Origin of the sequence: Shewanella sp. SP1S2-4 (assembly GCF_031932075.1) — a bacterium.
In the GTDB taxonomy this organism is placed as follows: domain Bacteria; phylum Pseudomonadota; class Gammaproteobacteria; order Enterobacterales; family Shewanellaceae; genus Shewanella; species Shewanella baltica.
This window is the reverse complement of the sequence record NZ_JAUOET010000010.1, coordinates 1-18,786: the sequence shown is the minus strand read 5'-3', so window position 1 is coordinate 18,786 and position 18,786 is coordinate 1. Positions and strand designations below refer to the sequence as shown.

Sequence of the window (18,786 nt, the reverse complement as noted above, 5' to 3'; positions counted from 1 at the left end):
TTATGGGGCTTACCGCATTGGGGGAGGGTAAGCCACTGAGTCGATGTTAGCCTGAGTCACGGCTTGAACATCACGTTTCTTTACGAGGGAAAGACTGTGAAAACACCTAAAATCATTATTTCGGAAATCGATTTAGAAAGACTAGAGCGATTATTGGAGTCACTGCCGGCAAATGCGTTTCCGGGCAAAGCGGCATTGGAGGCTGAATTAGACAGGGCCGATATCGTGCCTGCATCTCAGATGCCAGCAAATGTGGTGACCATGAATTCGGAAGTGAAGTTTAGCGTTTCATCCAGTAATGAAACCTTCTGTTTACGGTTAGTATATCCAAAAGACATCAATGGCGCGGGCACGATTTCTATTTTGGCGCCGGTGGGGAGTGCATTATTAGGGTTGTCTCAAGGCGATGAGATTGAATGGCCAGGCCCTGGTGGTTCTATGGTAAAAGTGCGTATTGAAGAAATCCTGTATCAGCCTGAGCGCAGTGGTGATTACCACCGTTAAGCTTAAGCTTAAGGTTCTGGCGTAGTGTCGTTGACGTTACGCCAATAGTAACCATTTATCGATAGGCTGATGTATTAAGCGATCCATTTTTGAAGGAGTAAAGATGATAACCCAAACTGAACGATTAATTATTCGGCCATTTACTGAGCAAGATTGTGAAGCCCTGTATTTGATGAACAGTAATCCGGCGATGCTGAAATACATTCCCACTGCTGCTTTTACGTCTCGTGAGCAGGCGGTTGAGTTATTTCACCAGGTGATCCAAGCCGATTATCAGCAACATGGTTTTGGTCGCTGGGCGGTAGAGCATAAAGCCGATAAACGTGTGATCGGTTTTTGTGGCCCGAAATTCATTGCAGAATTTAATGAAGTCGAACTGGGTTATCGTTATTTCCCTGAGTATTGGGGCACAGGGATTGGCACTGAGGCCGCATCTGCTGCATTAGCCGAATTTAAGCGTTTTGGCATAGAGCAGACAATTGCACTTATCTTAGAAGGGAATCTCGGTTCAGAAGGCGTGGCTAAGCGAGTGGGGATGCACTGGCGCGAGCAAAATGAGTTTATGGGCCATAAAGTGAATATCTACGCCAAGCTATTATAACGATTTGCCGATTAACATCATCCAATAAAAAAACCAGCCTAAAGCTGGTTTTTTGTGTCTCGGCGATGAAAGCTGAAGTCGACTAAGCGTCGTTATGCTCACAGGTATCATTGGTGCAAGTGCCGTACAAATATAAGCTGTGATTCGTCAGCTTAATGTTGTGTTTCATGGCAATTTCATCTTGACGACGTTCGATAACTTCATCTGAAAACTCAATCACTTTACCACACGACAGGCATACTAAGTGATCATGGTGATGCTGAGTTGAGAGTTCGAAAACAGCTTTACCGCTTTCAAAATGGTGACGACTGACAATGCCAGCATCATCAAATTGGTTTAACACACGGTAGACGGTGGCTAGACCAATTTCTTCACCCAAATCCAGCAGCTTCTTGTACAAATCTTCTGCACTGATATGTTGGTTTTCAGGTCCTTGCATCAGTTCTAGGATCTTGACTCGTGGCAGGGTAATTTTCAAACCCGCTTTTTTTAGCGCTTGATTTCCATCTGTCATTGCTAATCTCTTGATTGCAGAACCAATAGGTTCATCCGTGGATAGTGTTTGCCATTATAGGGGCTCAGGTTGAAAACTTAAACCTTTGTTCTGGCTTTATAGCGCGATATGCAGATAAATTGTGTCAATAGGCGTTAAATCACAATATTTTGCGGCAATTCAAGCATAGTTTTTGTATGGTTATACCAAGGAATAATATTCACGGCTGCCAAAGTCAGTAAGAATAATTCAAATAAATAAAATAATAAGGAATCGGCATGTACCAGCAAATTGTGGTGTTAACTGGCGCGGGGATCTCTGCGGAATCGGGATTACGCACCTTTCGCGATCAAGATGGTTTGTGGGAAGAACATCATATTGAAGACGTTGCCACACCTGAAGGGTATGAACGTGATGCTGAACTTGTGGAACGCTTTTACAATAGTCGTTGGCAGCAATTGCACAGTGGCACGGTTGAACCCAATGCAGCGCATGTGGCCTTGGCAAAGTTGGAAGCGGACTTTAAAGGTCAATTACTTATCATCACACAAAATATTGATGATCTGCATGAGCGTGCGGGCTCGCGCCGCTTATTGCATATGCACGGTGAATTATCCAAAGGCCGTTGTCCGCGTTCGCGTCAGACTTTTATTTTACGTGAGCTCTTTGGTGCCGATAATTGCTGTACTTGTTGTATTCCGGCTCAGCGATTACGCCCCCATGTGGTGTGGTTTGGTGAAATGCCCTTAGGAATGGACCGTATCCACGATGCGCTCGATAACTGCGACTTGTTTATTGCCATTGGCACCTCTGGTACTGTTTATCCTGCCGCAGGCTTTGTTGATACAGCTAATCATCACGGCGCGCAAACGGTTGAAGTGAATATGATGGCACCCGATAGACACAGTCAGTTCCAGTACCATCTCACGGGCAAAGCGGGGGAGCTAGTGCCTCAGTTGGTCGAGACTATTTTAGCGGGCCGAGTGATTGGCAGTGAGTCGAATGCATGAGTAATAAAATCGCGATTATTATGCGTGGTTTACCGGGCAGTGGTAAGTCATATTGGGTTGAAACTTATATTCTTTCCCTTCCTTTAGAAAAAGCCATCAGCGTGCGCCAACGCTGCGTATTTTCGACCGATAGCTTTTTCTATCACCAAGATGAATACCGCTTCGATGCCAAGAAGTTACCTGAGTACCATCAATGTAATTTGGCGGGGTTTATTCAGGCGCTGTCTTCAGGCGAGCCCGTGGTGATTTGCGATAACACTAATCTGTGCCGCTGGGAATACATGGCCTATGAAGCGGCGGCAAAAGCCTTAGGTTATCAAGTCCGAATTATGCTGATAGGCGAACCGAGCAATCCTGCCCATCAGTTGGAATGCGCAAAACGTAATCGTCATGGCGTGCCTTTGGCGCAAATTCAACGTATGGCAAAGGTATTTGAGGATTTTTAAAATAAGGCGCTAAGTCATCATGAGTACTGTGACGCTTTTGTCGCGGTAAATCTGATTAGGCCCTTTACTTTACCTTTGCCCTGCGATGTTTTCGCCCTGTCACTTTTCGTCCTGTCATTTTTGTCCTGTAACAAGGCTGTTGTACTCTGTTTCAAGCTGTTGCTTTTGCATACTGTTACTCGCCATTTTCCTTATCTCTTTAGCTGTGAGCCTTAAGCTTGATCCCAAAGACAGTTTATCCACTTAAGTCAGCGTATGATGGTCAATGTATAATGCGCGAACTTATGTGTGACATTAACGAGTTAATGCTCGATTGTAGTTGGCATTATATTAATTATTGCGCGCAGGCTAAGTACATCAAAGGAAGGGGCCATGCTCACTAAAATTTTACTGACAGTCTTAGTCATTGCTGGCGCTTGGTTTTTGCTGATGAAGCGCCAGCGACAAATTGTGCCTCAGGCCGCGAATATCAGCACTAAACGTTTAAATGAACCCCTGTGGCGTCGTTATTTACTCACAGGCGTGTTTGTGGTGCTTGGACTGAGTGTGCTCAGTTATAGTGTTTGGTATTGGCGCGATCAGCACAAAATAGTCACGGTAAGAATCGTGTCACCCAATACCGACAATAACGGCGAGTATCGCGTGCGCAAAGGCGATATTTCAGATTCGAAAATGGTGACGATCGATGGCATCCATATTCGCTTTTCGACCCAAGAACGGCTGACGATCATCGAGACCGATTAAGGCATATTTATTTTACTAAATTATCCTTCGCGCCTTTTCATTGCCAACTTATGCGGTAAACTAGCGACAATTTTTTAGCCTGCACTTAAGTGGGATCGTTAACTTAAGTTTTTTTCAGGAGGACAAATGATTACTGCTTATGTGTATGAAAATCGTCACCTTACTGTGACAGAGCTCGGCATACTGGACAGTATTCCCGCGTCGACCATTTGGTTAGATCTGTATAAACCCGATGATGCGGAGCGAGAATGGTTAAGTCATTTTTCTGTTGAAGAAGTGCCTGACGAAGAAGATATCAATGAAATTGAGGCCTCTGCACGTTTTTATCAAAACAGCGACGGCTTGCACATCAATTCGTTATTTCCCCAGCGTGTCGGCCAAGATGTGCGTGGTGTTAACGTGTCCTTCAACCTTCGGGCCAATTTTTTACTGACAATCCGTGAAGAAGACGTCGGTCTTATCCGCTTGCTACGTAACTATTTACGTTTGGGCCGGTTAGACGTGTCGACGCCGCAGGAATTATTTCTCGAATTATTTAATCTGAAAGTGGATTATCTGTCTGACTTAATCGAAGACGTTTACACTGTTCTCGAAAATGTCGGTGAGCAAGTGTTTGATAACGATGAGCTTGACGATGTATTTAAGCTCATCACTCTGCAAGAAGACTCCAATGGTAAAATCCGTTTGAGTTTGCTCGATACCCAGCGTTCACTGCGTTATATGCAGCGTTACTATCGTGGTCAGCTATCCGATGAGCACTTGAAGGATTTGCGGGAAATGTTATCGGATATCGAGTCGCTGATGCCCCACAGTCAATTTATTTTCGATAAATTAAACTTCTTGCTTGATGCGGCCATGGGTTTCAGTGGCCTGCAACAGAACAAAATCATTAAAATCTTCTCGGTTGCCGCTGTGGTGTTTCTGCCGCCAACCTTGATTGCCAGTAGTTATGGGATGAACTTTACCAGTATGCCTGAGCTTGAGTGGCAATACGGTTACCCTATGGCGATTATGATGATGTTAGCCAGTGCCGCCGGTACTTACTTCTTCTTTAAACGTAAACATTGGTTATAAGTCAGCCGCTAGACGTGTTGGTTTTGTCGAATAAAAGAATAAGGGTCGAATATTATATTCGACCCTTATTCTTATCACTGTGATTTAATCACTTCACTTGATTTAATGAGCTTTATGTCACGAGTCTAACTCTATGACTTTGATTAAATCAGTGCCGCCAGTTATGCACCAACTGTAAGGCTATTTAACTCAGTCATCATTTACGACTGTCACCACCAAAGTAGTAACTCACTCGTTCGCGGGGATTCAAGTACTCGTGAACTTTTTCAGGAAGCGCCGCAGGGGGTAAGCAGCGCACTATGCTTATCCCTTCAATCTCTAAATCAACGATAGGCGCTTGATCTTTAGGGACTAACGCATCGTAAACCAATATCTTAGGGCATAGCAGTTTAGTTAAGTTAACCGACATCACCATGGCATATTGACCGCTGGATAATTCCACCACACTGCCGGGAGGATAAATGCCGAGCATCTTGATCATCTTGCCAATGTATTCTTGATTAAGCTTAGTTTTGTATTGCTTGTATAAATGTCCCAGAGCGGCATAGGGCATTCTGGCTTTGCCCTGTTGGCTTGGATAACACAGGGAGTCATATTCGTTCACTACCGCAATCAATTGCGAAACTTTATCGAGAGCCTCTTCCTTTAGGCCTTTGGGATAACCACTGCCATCGAGACACTCGTGATGATTGGTGATGGGAGCCAAGGCCGCTTGGGGAAAATTATCGGCTAATTTGAGCAGCTCAATCCCAAGTAACGGATGCTGCTTGATGAAATTAAGTTCTGGCGCCGACCAAGGGGTCGATTTTTTAAGAATTTGTGGCGGGACTTTTAATTTACCCACGTCGTGGAATAGGGCACTGAGACCCACTGTTTCAATCTCACTTCTATCCCATTCCAGTTCTTTAGCGATCAACATGGAAAGAATCGCGACGTTCAAAGAATGGTAGTAAATGCTTTCATCCTGCTTAGCATCGCTCATTAAATGTAGCACTAAGTTATCTGAATTAAGCAGCTGTTCGACGATGGAGTGTACTAAATCTTTGGCGTCATCGACCGCATTTAAGGGGCGATTACGCAGCTTAGAGATGAGGCTGCGCATCATGGCTACCGAACGGGTAAAGTTTTGCTCGGTTTTATGAATATCGCGGCGTAATTTTTTTTGCACTTCGATTTGTTCGGCCTTGTACTGATCCATGTCGTTCTTAAGCACATTGATCTCAGCACTTGGCGGTAATTTGATTGGGTTGACTGCGTCAGCATCTATGGGAGCGACATCACTGCGTTCTAAATCGACAATGACATGCTCGATGCCTAGATTTTTAATCAACTCGATTTGTGCAGCTTGTTTAATATGAAAGCTACTGAATAAAAAGGGATGATCTTTCCAAGCCACAGGCAAACGCACAAAGTTGCCGACTTGAAGTTGATGGACTGAGACTTTACAGCTTTTTTTCATATTCTTGTTATCGTGAAGCCTAATGTGAGTTATTTTATCTCAATGATGCTGCTTTACAATTACTTAACTAACATGTCAGCATAGTAAGCCTAGAAAGTAGTCAATCCATTGAGGAAGTATGGACTTTATTGAAGTATACCCTAATGCGTTGCCGAATGACTTGTGTGACCGTCTCATTCTGGCATTTGAGCAACACGCTGGCGTTGTTGATGGACAAACGGGCAATGGCGTTGATTTGGAGAAGAAGATCAGCCGCGATTTGGCTTTAGATAGTTTCGTCGACCTGCAGCCCCTCAGAAACGAACTCTTAGGTTATACCTTAAAGGGCGCAGTAGATTATTTCACAAAGTACTCAATGGCGCTAATGGGCGCGGTCGCAGTGTCTGTGAGTGATGAACAAGGCCAACCTGTAACGCTAAACCCTGCTAATTTTGCGGCGCTGGGTGCGCCTAGGGCCGATGGTTTAGTGAAGTATTTGTATCGCAGTGGCAGTATTAATGTTCAAAAGTATCAGCAGAATAAAGGCGGTTATCCCCACTGGCATTCGGAGCAATTCCCGCAGAATGGTCACAATGAAGCCTTGCATCGCGTCGTGCTTTACATGTTTTATTTAAATGATGTGGAAGAGGGCGGTGAAACCGAATTTTATTATCAGCAGCGTAAAATTTCCCCGAAAAAAGGCACTATGGTGATAGCACCTGCGGGATTTACTCATACGCATAGGGGTAATAAACCTGTGAGTGGTGACAAATATATTGCTACCTCTTGGATCATGTTCAATCGAGCTGAGCAGTTATACGCTGTGATTGCCTGATAAAGTTCACTATTCACACATAGTTACACATCCTTGTTTTAACTATTTGTATTTAGCCTTTGTTGTGAGCTATCCCTGTCCTTAAACAGGGATACTGATCCTAAAGAGTGCACCTTCTAAGCGGCTTTCCTCAATTTTTAAACTACCACCGTAGCTGTGAACGATTTCATCACATACGGCTAATCCGATACCTTGTCCTGGTGACTGGGTATCGGCTCGCACGCCGCGTTGGATAATCTTCTGTCTAAGGCTTTCTTCGACACCTGGGCCATCATCTTCGACGATAAGTTCAAACTCACCTTGTGAATTAAGCTTAGCCAATACATGTACTTGGCTGATACATAAGCGGAAAGCGTTTTCCATCAGGTTACCACACAGCTCCATCAAGTCGCCCTTGTTGCCGGGGAACATTAAGGAAGGGGGAATGCTCGCTGAGAACTGCACTTGCTTATCGCGGTAAATTTTAAATAACATTTGCGCTAATTGATCGACTAAGGGCGCAATCACAGTCTGTTCTTGCTTCAGGCCTTGGCGGCCTAACATGGCGCGTTTTAATTGATATTTGACCAGCTGATCCATCTGGCTGACCTGTTCCATGATTTTTTCGCTCGCCGATTGTTTACTCAAACTGGCGTCATCTGTGATGGCATGCACAGCGGCTAAGCGGGTCTTAAGGCTGTGTGCTAAGTCATTCATGGCATTTTGATAGCGCTGTTGTTGGGCGCTCGATTGTTGCAGCATTTGGTTGAGTGCTTGGGTTACCCCTTCGAGTTCAACAGGATAACCCTCAGAAAGTGATTTACTCTTACCTTGGTTAATCGATTGCAGTTCATTCTGCATCCGTACTAAGGGGCGCATTCCCCAATAGGCGGCGCTGACCAATAGAATTAACGCTAAGGCTAATACCATGGCGAGTCGAATATAAGTGCGTTTACTGAACTTACTGTATTCCTGCTCGAGTTTAGCGGCATCTTTGAGGACGAGCAGGTTGTAATGTACGCTAGCAATTTCCACCGCGAGCAAATAGACGAAGTAACCTCTGTCATCGGCCATAGTAAGATAATAGGGCGGAGAATCGTTGCGAATTTCGTTAAAACGCTCGCAAGTATCAAATAAGCCACGGTCTACTGCGAGGGATGAAGTCCAAACTTGTTTGAATTTTTCATCACAACTCGCAATCACATAGCGTTCTTGCTTATTATTTTCCTCCAGCCACGCACTGGTATCGGGGATGAGATCGTGCTCCCGTAATTCGGCGGCGACTTGGGGAATTTCTGCAATGAGTTGTGCGGTTTCTTCGTTATAACTATTCTGCGCATGCAGGATATTGACCATCCATGCGAGCCCAAAACCCACTAAGGCAATAATCGATAGTGAGGTGAGAAACATCCGCGTCAGCAGACGTTTCTTAAATTTTAATCTTAATTGCATGGCAGGTTAAATTTATATCCTTGGCCGCGAATGGTGACGATTGGGTTGTCTATCCCATCGCGGGTCAGTTTTTTACGTAGGCGGCTGACCATGACTTCAATTGTATTCGGATCGCCTTCTTTATCGCCATAAATCACATCGAGCAAACGTTGTTTGGCAACCACCTCATGGCAATGACGCATTAAATATTCGAGGATCAAATATTCAAAGGCAGTGACTTCCATGATTTCATCGCTCAGAGTGACTTGTTTAGCGGCGAGATCAAGTTTTAATTCTCCACTGCAAATCACAGGTTTAACAAAACCTGCGCTGCGGCGTACTAAGGCATCGAGTCTCGCGACGAGTTCTTCTTTTTGAAAGGGCTTGACTAAATAGTCATCGGCACCAGCATTAAGGCCTTCGACTTTATCCTGCCAATTAACTCGGGCGGTGAGGATTAATATCGGCGCTTTAAGACCCGCTTCTCTGAGTTGTTCAATTAAGCTAATGCCATCTTGATCGGGTAAACCTAAATCGACAATAGCCACATCGATGGGATAATTCGTGGCTTGATAGAAACCTTCTTTGGCAGTGAGCGCCACTTGAACTTGATTGCCGAGATCGCTTAATTGCACTTTTAAGTGGTGGGATAAAATAGGATCGTCTTCAACAACCAAAATTCTCATAATATACATGCCTTAAAGTGGATGAGCTAAGCCTTAGTTAGCAAAGCAGTCTACGCAAAATCACACTGATAACTAAATAGAGTATCAGCATATCTTAGTTGAACTTAACCTTTGCTGACCGAGCAGAACGTGTGGTCAAAATAAGTACTCATTTATTGTTGAATATGAAAGTTTTACTGATGAATTGCTAGCGTATCGGTGAATTTCCCCAAGGAGACTTTTGTTTTCTGATCCGCAAAATACCGTTACCACAGATAATTGCACCTAAGGTAAATAACATCACCGCCATCATAATAAAAGATAATCTCAACCAAGGCGCTTCTTGCGCTAAACGCATTTGTATCGCTTCAATCGTGGTGACACCCCAGACGGTAAAGACACTCACAAATAATAGAACTTGTAATAAACGCAGTAAATAAACCGAATTAAAGCATAAAGCTAAGGGCGCAATTGCAAAGGGGATGGCAAAGCTAATTTGTTCATAACGTACAAAGTGGGCACACAATAGCCAGCAAGCTATCAGGATCCAAAGACTTCTCCACCACATTTGTTCAACTCCAATTAACGTATCAAAATAGTAAACATAATGTATCTAAAAACAAACTTCCGTACTATTGGCATGTTCACATTTTACTAATTTTAGAAAAATGAATTGGCATCATTAATGTAAACAAACAGCGCAGGTTTAAGTGTGAACAAAAAATATAAATAAAAACGCCCAACACAGAGGCTGGGCGTGATGGGTATTTAACTAAGGCTAGTTAGATTTATCTGAATGATGAACTTGCTCATCAAAACTTCTAGCAGCCTTACCCGCTTGTGTGTTGTTAAACACTTGCTCGTTAAATTCACCTTCAGATTTCGCAATAATCACTGTTGCGACACAGTCGCCCGTCACGTTAACTGCGGTACGTACCATGTCGAGTAGGCGATCAACACCGATAATCAATGCAATACCTTCAACCGGTAATCCAACTTGATTCAATACCATGGCCAGCATGATAAGTCCAACACCCGGAACGCCAGCTGTACCAATGGATGCCAATGTTGCTGTCACAACAACAGCGGCATAATCGGTGAGCGAGAGTTCAATGCCAAAAACCTGGGCGATAAATACAGTGGCCACACCTTGCATAATTGCAGTGCCATCCATATTAATGGTCGCACCTAAGGGGAGCGTGAAGGCAGCAATCTTATTATCGACCCCTAATCTATGCTCAGAGGCTTCTATGGTAATAGGTAAAGTGGCATTTGAACTTGCTGTTGAGAAGGCAAACAATTGCACATCGCGCATTTTACGAATAAATATTAATGGATTGAGGCCTGAGAAGAGTTTTAGAAGTGTCGGATAAACAATAAACGCATGGACCAGTAATACACCGAGAACCACGAAGAAATATTTAACTACGCTACCAAAGGTCTCTAAACCAAGCGTTAATGCTAGTTTTGCCATCAGCGCAAACACACCATAAGGTGCCAATTGCATAATCAGTGTCACGACGCGCATGATGACTTCATTTAAATCTTCAAACAAAGCCGCAACTCGTTTACCTCGTTCACCAATATGGGCAATAGCAAAGCCAAAAATAACCGCAAAAATAATGATTTGCAGCATATTGCCTTCACTCAATGCCTGCATCGGATTGGTGGGGACTATATTGATAATCACGCTTGAAAGACTGGGCGCTTCTTTGGCAATGTATTCCATTTTTTCTGAAGCGAGTGAAGCGTTCCCTGGATGTATAAGTACGGCACTGACAATCGCAACTACGAGAGCAATTGCGGTGGTGAATAAATAGAAAGCAAGGGTTTTGCCCCCTAAACGGCCTAATTTTGAAGGCTCACTCAGTGAGCAAGTGCCACAAACTAATGAAATAAAGACTAAAGGAACAACTAACATTTTTAAGCTGGAGATGAAAATGGTACCGATAACATGTAAAAAACCTTCGGTAATATAGTCTTTTACGATATCGCTTTCTGGAAAGGCATTGCGGAGTATGAGACCTAAGACAATACCTGTTCCCATACCGATCAGAATTTTACTTGTAAGGCCGAGTTTATTTTTTATCGAAATTGCCATGGGGAGTCCTGTGTGTTTTTTATACATTCTATTTTTTGGCGCTCACAAGACTAGCAAGAAAACGGCGAAGATGAAATGACAAATAGCGTTAAAGTATTTGTGTTATTTGTGAAATAAAATAAGGTTGTAGCGAGTAAAATTGGTGAAAATTGTGTAATGTTAGCCTATAAGTAATAAGCGTCTAGCTTAAGTATCATCATCAGAGTAACAGGGAGCCTGACAATGAAGTCAGCGTATAAGGTTTTTCTCGCAGGATTGTGTTCACTTTTTTTAATTGCATGTGGTGGTGGAGGCAGCATCTCCGATGATGGTTCCGGCACGACACCATCTGATAAGTTTGTTGTTAAATTGGAATTAGTAAACTCAGATGGTCAGGTAATAACAGATATTTCGAATGCAATCCCTGGAAAATTGAATGCTACATTAACTAAAAATGGTAGCCCTTATGTTGGGCGCATTATTTTTAGTTTAGAAGGTGACGGGGTTTTAACACCTGATAGTGGTGTGACTAATGCTGATGGCAAAGTTTCTATTGATGTTTTACCGGGAAATAAGCTGGGTTCTGGTGGGATTACTGCAACATATACGCCTGCTAGCGGGACAGCTGTAACATCAAATCTTATTGAATTTAACACTAAAGGTGATGGTGGCGCATCAACTGGCGGTGCTCAGGTATCTTTGATGTTGGTGAGCGATCTTGAATCAAATACACCAATAAAAGCAATAACGTCACTTTCACCTGGTTATCTCATTGCTAATGTGACAGGTATTTCCAAGCAAACAATTGTGCAATTTTCCAGTACGCGCGGTGAATTACCCATTGATACCGCGGTTACAGAACAAGGTGTTGCTTATGTTCAAATTTTAGCAGGTACCCAGCCGGGTGCAGGTAGTGCGACAGCAACGTTACTAACGGGAGAAAAATCGGAACCACTAGTGTTTAGTATCGGTGCGACTAATGTATTTATGGGGAGTGGTTCTCCATTTCAAAATGGTGTTGCATCCGTTGAGCCTTCGGTTGTTTCAGCGGGTGGGACTTCAAGTGTCTCTGTAGCTATTCAGGATGACGCAGGAAATCCATTTGCCGATCCAGTTGAAGTGCAATTCACCTCTGTTTGTGCTTTGAAGGCGAATGCTGAAGCTGAATTAAGCACGCCTGTAGTCGCGGTTAATGGTATTGCAACCAGCACCTACTTAGCAAAAGGTTGTGTGGGGGACGATACTATAAATATAAGCGCAAATGTTGGTGGAAAATCTCTAACCGCCAAGGCGACGGTAAATGTCTTACCAGCAAGTGTCGGCAGTATCTTTTTCCTAGAGGCATTACCCGAAGTCATTAGGCTTAAAGGAACCGGTGGGGCAGAAGCCTCAACCGTGAAATTTAAAGTAATGGATAAAAATGGTATTCCGGTTAGTAATCAACGTGTGAATTTCTCACTCAATACTGAAGTTGGCAATATCACTCTTGATCCTGAGTTTGCTACTACAAATGGTCAGGGAGTTGTTCAAACGGTAGTTAATTCGGGCTCAGTATCAACAAGTGTCAGGGTTACTGCAGTGGTTGCTGGCAGTACGCCAGCAATATCAAGTCAATCGAATCAATTAGTTATTTCGACAGGTTTACCTGACCAAGATAGCTTTTCTTTATCGGCATCAAACCTAAGCCCTGAAGGTTGGGACTACGATGGCATTGAGGTTGATGTGACGGCACGATTGGCTGATGCATTCAACAACCCTGTACCCGATGGCACAGCTGTTTCCTTTACCACAGAGGGCGGTGTGATAGCGTCTTCGTGTTTGACAGTTAATGGTGCTTGTTCAGTTAAATGGACAAGCCAAAATCCTCGCCCTACTGGTGATACGTTAGCAATGCAAGGTAAAGAACCTTCGTTAGATGCGGAATTGGGTCAACCTTATGGTGGACGCGTGACGATATTAGCTACGGCTATCGGTGAAGAGTCTTTCCCAGATACTAATAGCAATGGACGTTTTGACGCATCTGAAGTGGCGAATTTTTTAAGCAAAAAGGATGTATCGGGTAATCCATATGACTTAAGTGAAGCGTTTGTCGACCATAATGAAGACCGTACTTTTAACCCAAGTGTAGCTGGTGGTGAAGAGGGAGGGGATGCTGAAGTGTTTACTGATTTTAATAGTAATGGCGTTTATGACCAAGCAGATGGTTTATACAATGGTAGTTTGTGCCAATTGGATGCTAATGGCAGTAAACATGCCGGATGTGCAGCGGGTAATACTTCGCTGAATGTGCGTGCTTCGTTAGTCTTGGTAATGTCGGGTAGTGATGCTATGGCTTCTGTTCCAGTAATTACTGATAGTTGTATTGATGATAAAGCTATAGTTGATGTGTGTGATGGTCTAAACGATAACAATACGATTGACATTATTGGTAAGTCGACTGGTGGCGTAACTATTATTATTGGGGATTTACATAATCAGCCTTTGCCTTCAGGAACAGTCATTACGTTTACCCCCTCAGCTGGTAGCTTAGCAAGTAAAGGCTCTTTCACTATCGCATCTTCAAATGATAACGGGGCAGGAAAGTATAGCGTTCTTATAAAAGGTGCTGACCAACCTGATGCAGGGTCATTAGTGATTGAAGCACTGACTAAAAAAGGTGTTTTAACGCAGATTGCAACGATCCCTGTCGTTATCCACTAGTCTATTGTCTATGAAATAAAATTATCGACAAGTGTTAACGCTATTTAGGACGGGTCAATAATATAAGTTAAAAGCGCACTTAATTGTGCGCTTTTATTGTCTAGTTTTTGGAATTATATTTATTCATTATCGCTGGAACTGATACACGCTACCTAGTTTCATGATTTGCGTGAGCTCATCTAATGCAGTGCGTGATTCGATGATTATCTGAGGGTCAGCAAGATCTTGGGTGGTTAATCTGTCACGGTAATGTTTGTCTACCCAAAGATTTAAACGCGCAAATAAGGCATCATTCATTAAGGTGTGTTGATTTACGGCCGCGACTTCCATCTCATTCATCGCAACACGCAAACGAAGGCAGGCGGGACCGCCGCCATTTTGCATGCTTTGTTTTACGTCGAAGTAAAGCACTTGCTTAATGGGGGTGTTTAGTGTCAGTAGTTCATTCAAATAGGCAAATACGGCGGGATTTTCTTGGCAATCAGTTGGGGCAACAATGACCATTTCACCAGAGGGAAGCGTAATAATCTGGGTATTGAATAAATAGCTTTTGACTGCGTCGTTAATCGCCACTTTGGCGGTGGGCACTTCAATGAAATACAGTTCGGTATCGAGCTTACGTTTAATTTCATCAATTTTATGTTGGGTATTTAAGAAGGCTTGTTCATGATAGAACAGCACATTCTGGTTACCGACTGCGATAACATCGTTATGGAATACGCCTTGATCAATGACATCAGGATTCTGCTGGATGAAGACGCAATTATCCTCTTCCAGCTGATGTAAGCGTGCCACTGCCATCGATGCCTCTAAGGTTTGTCTTGCTGGATACTTTTGCGGTTTAGGGGCATTGGGATTGGTGGCTTCTTGTCCATAAACGAACAATTCTACACCGGCATGGCCGTACTCGATACATAGCCTAGTGTGGTTCGCCGCACCTTCATCACCGAAGCTATTATGCTCAGGTAAGTGACTATGGTGATGAAAATAGTGGGGATCACTGAAAGTTGCTGTTAATATGCGCCCCGTTGTGAGGGGCTCGATGCTGCGATGCAGTTTATCGACTAAATTTGCTGGGGTGAAATGCAGTTTGCCGTCACGCGTATCTGCACTTGGTGAGACAGTTGCGGCATTGGCAGTCCACATACTGGATGCACTGCAGCAGGCATTAAGCAGCATAGGCGCTTCTTTCGCAGCCTGTTTTAATACATTGGCGTCAGAGCCGGAAAATCCAATTCGGCGCAATGTGTAGAGGTCTGGACGCTCCTGAGGGGCTAACATGCCTTGAACCATGCCCATATCGGCAAGTGCTTTGGCTTTTTGGAGTCCTTGTTTCGCAGCAGCTTTGGGGTTGGAAACTAAGGCGGCATTGCTGAGAGAGGCGACATTGCCAAAAGACAACCCTGCGTAATTGTGTGTTGGTCCAACGAGTCCATCAAAATTCGCTTCAAAGTGCTTCATTGCTTATCCTTGTGATAGGGAAAGTTATTATTTGTTCATATGGTCCCTGAGGGAACCCAGTATACTGAAGCTTTTCGAGTGCACAAGCGGACGGTTTTGTGCTCAAAGCGACTTTTTCACGATAAATGCATAACTATTTCTTGCTTGCTGGCAAATAATGAAATATTAGTTTTTAATTACGCATATTATATTTTTACATTTTTTCAACTTTGATTAAAAAGTGACTCGCTGGTACATATAAAAGAGGGATTAACTTGAAACTATCAGTACAACCCTCTATATATGGTGCCAATTTCCACCTTCTTGAGATTTTTTGGCGCAAATTAAACTATGGGTAAATCGCTAGTTATTGTCGAATCACCGGCCAAAGCTAAGACTATTAATAAATATCTTGGCAAAGAATTCATCGTTAAATCGAGCGTAGGTCACATCCGTGATCTGCCGACATCATCGACTTCAGAAGGCAATGAAAAGGTTAAATCCGCTGCCGAAGTTAAGAAAATGTCGCCAGAAGAAAAAGCTCAATATAAAAAGGTGAAAGATCAGCAAGCGCTGGTGTCTCGCATGGGCGTAAACCCTGAAAAGGGCTGGGCAGCTAAGTATCAAATTTTGCCGGGTAAAGAAAAGGTCGTTAAAGAGTTACAGGCACTTGCCGATTCTGCCGACCAAATCTATCTCGCAACCGACTTAGACCGTGAGGGAGAAGCTATCGCCTGGCATTTGCAAGAGGTGATTGGTGGTGATCCTTCACGGTATCAACGTGTGGTTTTCAACGAAATTACTAAGTCTGCGATTCAAGACGCTTTTAGCAAGCCGTCGACACTCGACACTAACATGGTTAATGCCCAGCAAGCTCGTCGCTTCTTAGACAGAGTTGTCGGTTTTATGGTGTCGCCACTGCTGTGGAAAAAAGTCGCTCGCGGTTTGTCCGCAGGTAGAGTGCAGTCGGTTGCTGTTCGCTTAGTGGTTGAACGTGAAAGTGAAATTAAAGCTTTTGTGCCTGAAGAGTTTTGGGATGTACATGCAGAGCTCAATACGCCAGCTCAAGAAGCTTTGCGGATGGAAGTGGTTAAGCATCTAGATGCTGCCTTTAATCCCATCAACGAACAGCAAGCGATGGCCGCGGTTCAAGCGTTATCGGCGGCGAGTTTTACCGTGCTGGCCCGCGAAGACAAAGCGACCCAAAGCAAACCTTCTGCGCCCTTTATTACGTCGACATTGCAACAGGCAGCGAGTACGCGCTTAGGTTTCGGTGTCAAGAAGACCATGATGATGGCCCAGCGACTTTATGAAGCCGGTCATATCACTTATATGCGTACCGACTCGACCAATTTGAGTCAAGAAGCCGTTGAAAGCTTGCGCGATATGATTGCCAAAGAATTTGGTGATAAATATCTACCCGCTGAACCCATTCGCTACGGTTCTAAGGAAGGCGCACAAGAGGCTCACGAAGCGATTCGTCCATCGAATGTTCAGGTACAAGCGGCAAGCTTATCAGACATGGAGCGTGATGCTCAGCGCTTATATGAGCTGATTTGGCGCCAGTTTGTCTCGTGTCAGATGACGCCAGCACAATATGATGCCACTAAGTTGACCGTAAAAGCGGGTGACTATGAGCTTAAAGCAACGGGACGTACTTTACGTTTTGATGGTTGGACTCGGGTGCAAACTGCACTCAAAAAGAAAAACGAAGAAGACAATACGTTGCCATTTGTGGCGCAAGGCGATGTATTAGCATTGAAAGAGTTGCAGCCTAAGCAACACTTTACTAAGCCGCCAGCGCGATACAGCGAAGCCTCTTTGGTTAAAGAATTAGAGAAACGTGGCATTGGCCGTCCATCGACCTACGCAACCATCATTTCAACGATTCAAGATCGAGGTTATGTAAAAGTTGAGAATCGTCGTTTCTATGCCGAAAAAATGGGTGAAATTGTCAGCGAGCGATTAGTCAGCAGTTTTGCTGATTTGATGAGCTATGACTTTACCGCCAGCATGGAGCAAACATTGGATGATGTGGCTCGCGGCGAGTTAGACTGGAAAAAAGTGCTCGATGGTTTCTATGCTGACTTTACTAAGCAATTAGAAAAAGCGGAGCTCGATCCCGAAGAAGGTGGTATGCGTCTGAACCAAATGGTGATGACGGATATCAAGTGCCCAACCTGCGGCCGTCCTATGGGGATACGCACGGGAACAACTGGGGTTTTCCTTGGTTGTTCTGGTTATGAATTACCGCCTAAAGAGCGTTGTAAGACAACGATGAACCTCACGCCTGGCGTTGAGGCGATCAGTGAAAACAGTGAAGATGCCGAGACTGATGCGCTGCGTGCTAAGCATCGATGTGGTATTTGCGGTACCGCAATGGACAGTTACCTCATCGATGAGAAGCGTAAGCTACACGTCTGTGGTAACAACCCGATTTGTGAAGGCTATGAAGTCGAAGAAGGCCAATTCAAGATCAAAGGCTATGAAGGTCCGCTGATTGAGTGTGATCGCTGTGGCCACGACATGGAACTGAAAAACGGCCGTTTTGGTAAGTATTTTGGTTGTACCAATAGCGAATGTAAAAATACCCGTAAATTACTGAAGAACGGTGAGGCTGCGCCACCAAAAGAAGATCCTATCTATTTGCCTGATCTGAAATGCAGCAAATCGGATGCCCATTTCGTATTACGTGATGGTGCAGCAGGGATCTTCTTAGCAGCCAGCACTTTCCCTAAATCACGGGAAACCCGCGCACCTCTGGTTGAAGAGCTGGTTCAATACCGTGAACTACTGTGGCCTAAATACCAGTATTTAGCCGATGCCCCCGTCACTGATGACGAAGGCAATAAAGCTGCGGTGAAGTTTAGCCGTAAGACGAAAGAGCAATACGTTGCGACTGAAGTCGACGGTAAAGCTACTGGTTGGTCAGCGCATTACGTTAATGGCAAGTGGGTAAGTGAGACCACCAAGAAAGCCAAGAAAAGCGCATAGCGGCGGATTGAGTTAGCTTAACGGCAAGATAATAACAAAAAAGCCAAGTCAATGATGACTTGGCTTTTTTTTGTTTCGTGTCCCGTCCTGAAATACGTTGACATAAAGAGGACTTCTTTATGACAACATCAATTAACTCAAGCCGTAAGCGCACACAACGAGATTACACCTTAGCCTTTAAATTAGGCGTTGTAGAGCGTGTTGAAAAAGGCGAAATGACGTACAAACAAGCCCAAGCCCATTTTGGTATTCAAGGCCGTTCAACTGTACTCGTTTGGCTTAGAAAACATGGTAGACTCGATTGGTCGAAACCTTTTCAGCATCCCCTTATGCCTAAGTCAAAAGAAACCCC

At 44.1% G+C, this 18,786-nt stretch carries 17 protein-coding genes; 10 read left to right on the top strand and 7 right to left on the bottom strand.

What is annotated here, in order from left to right; genetic code table 11:
- The first annotated feature begins 96 nt into the window (after positions 1-96).
- Positions 97-504, top strand: a complete 408-nt coding sequence (gene rnk, locus Q4Q52_RS11185; protein ID WP_220590440.1) for a nucleoside diphosphate kinase regulator — start codon at positions 97-99, stop codon at positions 502-504.
- Positions 505-607: 103 nt separating this feature from the next.
- Entirely contained in the window at positions 608-1,105 is a 498-nt protein-coding gene (locus tag Q4Q52_RS11180; protein ID WP_106650753.1) for a GNAT family N-acetyltransferase, read from the top strand.
- Between the two features lie 82 nt (positions 1,106-1,187).
- Here the strand turns inward: Q4Q52_RS11180 and fur are convergent, their stop codons facing one another.
- Positions 1,188-1,619, bottom strand: a complete 432-nt coding sequence (gene fur, locus Q4Q52_RS11175; RefSeq protein WP_106650752.1) for a ferric iron uptake transcriptional regulator — start codon at positions 1,617-1,619, stop codon at positions 1,188-1,190.
- A 257-nt stretch (positions 1,620-1,876) separates the two neighbouring features.
- Here fur and cobB point away from each other — a divergent pair, with 257 nt between their 5' ends.
- The 4 genes from cobB (at position 1,877) to corA (ending at position 4,872) form a co-directional block, all read left to right on the top strand.
- A complete protein-coding gene (gene cobB, locus Q4Q52_RS11170; RefSeq protein WP_311905710.1) occupies positions 1,877-2,608 on the top strand; it encodes a Sir2 family NAD+-dependent deacetylase in 732 nt (243 codons plus the stop codon).
- Positions 2,605-3,054 carry an ATP-binding protein gene (locus tag Q4Q52_RS11165; RefSeq protein WP_311990645.1) on the top strand — a complete coding sequence of 150 codons (450 nt, stop codon included), beginning with the start codon at positions 2,605-2,607 and terminating at the stop codon, positions 3,052-3,054. The genes cobB and Q4Q52_RS11165 overlap by 4 nt, the downstream gene beginning before the upstream one ends.
- Before the next feature lie 372 nt (positions 3,055-3,426).
- Entirely contained in the window at positions 3,427-3,798 is a 372-nt protein-coding gene (locus Q4Q52_RS11160) for a hypothetical protein (RefSeq protein WP_311990644.1), read from the top strand.
- A 126-nt stretch (positions 3,799-3,924) separates the two neighbouring features.
- Entirely contained in the window at positions 3,925-4,872 is a 948-nt protein-coding gene (corA, locus tag Q4Q52_RS11155) for a magnesium/cobalt transporter CorA (protein ID WP_311989272.1), read from the top strand.
- A gap of 196 nt (positions 4,873-5,068) precedes the next feature.
- Here the strand turns inward: corA and Q4Q52_RS11150 are convergent, their stop codons facing one another.
- Positions 5,069-6,331: a DUF3391 domain-containing protein gene (locus tag Q4Q52_RS11150; RefSeq protein ID WP_311990643.1), complete on the bottom strand. Its 1,263-nt coding sequence runs from the start codon at positions 6,329-6,331 to the stop codon at positions 5,069-5,071.
- Positions 6,332-6,449: 118 nt separating this feature from the next.
- Here Q4Q52_RS11150 and Q4Q52_RS11145 point away from each other — a divergent pair, with 118 nt between their 5' ends.
- Positions 6,450-7,145, top strand: a complete 696-nt coding sequence (locus Q4Q52_RS11145; protein WP_311990642.1) for a 2OG-Fe(II) oxygenase — start codon at positions 6,450-6,452, stop codon at positions 7,143-7,145.
- An 81-nt stretch (positions 7,146-7,226) separates the two neighbouring features.
- Here Q4Q52_RS11145 and Q4Q52_RS11140 read toward each other — a convergent pair whose 3' ends face one another.
- From Q4Q52_RS11140 to Q4Q52_RS11125, 4 genes are all read right to left on the bottom strand, one after another.
- Positions 7,227-8,576 (bottom strand): sensor histidine kinase, encoded by a 1,350-nt coding sequence (locus Q4Q52_RS11140; RefSeq protein WP_311990641.1) that lies wholly within the window; start codon positions 8,574-8,576, stop codon positions 7,227-7,229.
- On the bottom strand, positions 8,567-9,241 hold the full coding sequence (locus Q4Q52_RS11135; protein WP_006081964.1) for a response regulator: 675 nt from the start codon (positions 9,239-9,241) through the stop codon (positions 8,567-8,569). The genes Q4Q52_RS11140 and Q4Q52_RS11135 overlap by 10 nt, the downstream gene beginning before the upstream one ends.
- Positions 9,242-9,428: 187 nt before the next feature.
- Positions 9,429-9,788: a hypothetical protein gene (locus Q4Q52_RS11130; RefSeq protein ID WP_311990640.1), complete on the bottom strand. Its 360-nt coding sequence runs from the start codon at positions 9,786-9,788 to the stop codon at positions 9,429-9,431.
- A 210-nt stretch (positions 9,789-9,998) separates the two neighbouring features.
- Positions 9,999-11,321 (bottom strand): dicarboxylate/amino acid:cation symporter, encoded by a 1,323-nt coding sequence (locus tag Q4Q52_RS11125; RefSeq protein ID WP_311899639.1) that lies wholly within the window; start codon positions 11,319-11,321, stop codon positions 9,999-10,001.
- Positions 11,322-11,543: 222 nt separating this feature from the next.
- Here Q4Q52_RS11125 and Q4Q52_RS11120 point away from each other — a divergent pair, with 222 nt between their 5' ends.
- Positions 11,544-14,000 carry a hypothetical protein gene (locus tag Q4Q52_RS11120; protein ID WP_311990639.1) on the top strand — a complete coding sequence of 819 codons (2,457 nt, stop codon included), beginning with the start codon at positions 11,544-11,546 and terminating at the stop codon, positions 13,998-14,000.
- A gap of 126 nt (positions 14,001-14,126) precedes the next feature.
- On the opposite strand, the gene astB is transcribed toward Q4Q52_RS11120, so the two are convergent.
- Positions 14,127-15,461, bottom strand: a complete 1,335-nt coding sequence (gene astB / locus Q4Q52_RS11115) for an N-succinylarginine dihydrolase (RefSeq protein ID WP_311990638.1) — start codon at positions 15,459-15,461, stop codon at positions 14,127-14,129.
- A gap of 330 nt (positions 15,462-15,791) precedes the next feature.
- On the opposite strand from astB, the gene topA reads away from it, so the two are divergent.
- Complete coding sequence (gene topA, locus Q4Q52_RS11110) at positions 15,792-18,434, top strand: type I DNA topoisomerase (RefSeq protein ID WP_311990637.1); 2,643 nt, start codon at positions 15,792-15,794, stop codon at positions 18,432-18,434.
- A 119-nt stretch (positions 18,435-18,553) separates the two neighbouring features.
- Positions 18,554-18,786: helix-turn-helix domain-containing protein (locus tag Q4Q52_RS11105; protein WP_409373422.1), on the top strand; the 233-nt coding region annotated here is incomplete at its 3' end.

Coding starts and splice junctions, on each gene's coding strand:
- Q4Q52_RS11180 (WP_106650753.1), top strand. CDS start 608: ATGATAACCCAAACTGAACGATTAATTATTCGGCCATTTACTGAGCAA.
- fur (WP_106650752.1), bottom strand. CDS start 1,619: ATGACAGATGGAAATCAAGCGCTAAAAAAAGCGGGTTTGAAAATTACC.
- cobB (WP_311905710.1), top strand. CDS start 1,877: ATGTACCAGCAAATTGTGGTGTTAACTGGCGCGGGGATCTCTGCGGAA.
- Q4Q52_RS11165 (WP_311990645.1), top strand. CDS start 2,605: ATGAGTAATAAAATCGCGATTATTATGCGTGGTTTACCGGGCAGTGGT.
- Q4Q52_RS11160 (WP_311990644.1), top strand. CDS start 3,427: ATGCTCACTAAAATTTTACTGACAGTCTTAGTCATTGCTGGCGCTTGG.
- corA (WP_311989272.1), top strand. CDS start 3,925: ATGATTACTGCTTATGTGTATGAAAATCGTCACCTTACTGTGACAGAG.
- Q4Q52_RS11150 (WP_311990643.1), bottom strand. CDS start 6,331: ATGAAAAAAAGCTGTAAAGTCTCAGTCCATCAACTTCAAGTCGGCAAC.
- Q4Q52_RS11145 (WP_311990642.1), top strand. CDS start 6,450: ATGGACTTTATTGAAGTATACCCTAATGCGTTGCCGAATGACTTGTGT.
- Q4Q52_RS11140 (WP_311990641.1), bottom strand. CDS start 8,576: ATGCAATTAAGATTAAAATTTAAGAAACGTCTGCTGACGCGGATGTTT.
- Q4Q52_RS11135 (WP_006081964.1), bottom strand. CDS start 9,241: ATGAGAATTTTGGTTGTTGAAGACGATCCTATTTTATCCCACCACTTA.
- Q4Q52_RS11130 (WP_311990640.1), bottom strand. CDS start 9,788: ATGTGGTGGAGAAGTCTTTGGATCCTGATAGCTTGCTGGCTATTGTGT.
- Q4Q52_RS11125 (WP_311899639.1), bottom strand. CDS start 11,321: ATGGCAATTTCGATAAAAAATAAACTCGGCCTTACAAGTAAAATTCTG.
- Q4Q52_RS11120 (WP_311990639.1), top strand. CDS start 11,544: ATGAAGTCAGCGTATAAGGTTTTTCTCGCAGGATTGTGTTCACTTTTT.
- astB (WP_311990638.1), bottom strand. CDS start 15,461: ATGAAGCACTTTGAAGCGAATTTTGATGGACTCGTTGGACCAACACAC.
- topA (WP_311990637.1), top strand. CDS start 15,792: ATGGGTAAATCGCTAGTTATTGTCGAATCACCGGCCAAAGCTAAGACT.